This is a genomic window from Pseudoalteromonas rubra, assembly GCF_005887095.1.
GTDB lineage: Bacteria > Pseudomonadota > Gammaproteobacteria > Enterobacterales > Alteromonadaceae > Pseudoalteromonas > Pseudoalteromonas rubra_E.
The window spans coordinates 1-1,708 of the sequence record NZ_PNCI01000100.1; the positions used below are offsets into that span (position 1 = coordinate 1).

Here is a 1,708-nt window from a genome sequence, read left to right on the forward strand (position 1 = left end):
GTTTGGTAAAGGCCCAGTGAATCGTATCATCGGCTCCGCCATTGTGGGTGGAACTGTATCTGCAATTACTGGCGGCAAATTTGCCAATGGTGCGTTCAGTGCCGCTTTTGCTACGGCGCTGAGAGCGGATTGGGGTGAAATGAGTAAAGGTCAACTCAATGGATTTAATGGAAAAGCTGAAAATGATATTGATTTGTCTGACTATGAGATTCAATCTCATAGCTTAAAGGTGGGTGAAGAGACTCTTAATTATGATACTCTTGGGCCTGATGGATATGCTGATGCTGTTGAGCTAAACCTTAAGAAGATCATGAAAACAGATGCGGGTATGGAAATGCTTTCCAGTATAGCTTCTGGCGATGGGAATCTTCTCGTAGCATATGGAAGAGTTAGTGGTGAAGGTGTGGCCCCGGGTTACACTAGCGCGATTCAATTCAATCATATAAGGGGCCAAATGATACGTACTAATAAAGGCAATATTAGAGAGGCTACATATTTGGTCTTAGCTCATGAACTTCACCACTCTTGGGGGCCGATGACGAAAGGAGGTTTCTGGGGAGGAAATGACCGAATAAATATAGGTAGATCGGTTTCAGGGCTGGGCCCTTTAGAGACTTATGCGGTGCGCTACACAAACCTTATCAGACAGCAAGCAGGTGTTGGTTACAGGAGAACCCATTATGACGGTTATGCAGTTCCTTAAATTAAGTACTTTGATTATGATGCTGTTATCATGCTTTGCGAGCAAAGCATCATCATCAGATCGGGAAAAATATCTAGCTTCTTGCTTCTCCAACGCATCTGTTTTCAGCGTTAAGCAAGAGAAAGTTAGGTTAGCTGTTGAATCCCTTTCAGGCATACAAAATTACATTGTTCTTAAGCATGGGGCAGCGTCCGAATGGTTTTATGGATTTACTTTAGTTGCTACTGGGGAAAATAATGATGCTTATTTTGTGTATATGGATGATACGATCATTGAACCAGTAATGAAGAAGCTAGATTATAAATTAGCTCAGGATCTAATAAATGGAGGAGGTATCATATTTGAGCCAAGTCAACCAGCCAGCTTTTATACTAAAGGAGTAAATGGAGTGCCTTGTTTCTTTTTTGCTACTTATAATGAGGGAAAAAGAAAAAAACAGAGTTTTGCTGGGAGAACTAACAACCCATATATAAAGAAGTATATTTCTAAAATAGAAAAGCTTGCTTTAAGTTATGACTTAGGAAAATTAGATGATGCTCCTGTGCTTTCAGCAAAGATGAAAGCTAGTTCTTTGTCGTTCCAAAAGCTCTTCGCTGAGATTGAGTCATTAAACTAATAATACGCAGTTGCAAACGCAGTTACATGGACACCCACCCAAAATCGTAGGTATTTCAGTCTGGATTGTTGGGTGGGTGATGTGATGAAGTTACATGGACACCCACCCAAAGTTGCAAGGACACCCACCCAGGGAGTTACATGGACACCCACCCAAAATCGTAGGCATCCAGTCTGGATTTTTGGGGTGGGTGATGTGGTGGACACTTCTAAATTGGCGTTAATGCGCCACCCTGATAGACAACGACTACAACGACCTGACGGGCCGTAAAACCAGCACCAAAGATCTTGATTGGGGCAACTGGCAATACACCTACAATGCATTGGGTGAGCTGCTTACGCAAACCGATGCCAATGGCGATATACAGCGCTTTGAGTACGACGCGCTTG

The 1,708-nt window shown here is 42.7% G+C and carries 3 protein-coding genes; 2 read left to right on the plus strand and 1 reads right to left on the minus strand.

The annotated features are described in order from the left end of the window. On the plus strand, positions 1 to 703 hold a 703-nt coding region (locus tag CWB99_RS23180; RefSeq protein ID WP_212748541.1), incomplete at its 5' end, for a hypothetical protein. Beyond that, a complete protein-coding gene (locus CWB99_RS23185; RefSeq protein WP_138553667.1) occupies positions 681 to 1,319 on the plus strand; it encodes a hypothetical protein in 639 nt (212 codons plus the stop codon). The genes CWB99_RS23180 and CWB99_RS23185, both read left to right, overlap by 23 nt. Positions 1,320 to 1,527: 208 nt before the next feature. On the opposite strand, the gene CWB99_RS24700 is transcribed toward CWB99_RS23185, so the two are convergent. Further along, the coding region (locus CWB99_RS24700) for a hypothetical protein (protein ID WP_249332083.1) at positions 1,528 to 1,708 on the minus strand (181 nt) is incomplete at its 5' end.

Coding starts and splice junctions, on each gene's coding strand:
- CWB99_RS23185 (WP_138553667.1), top strand. CDS start 681: ATGACGGTTATGCAGTTCCTTAAATTAAGTACTTTGATTATGATGCTG.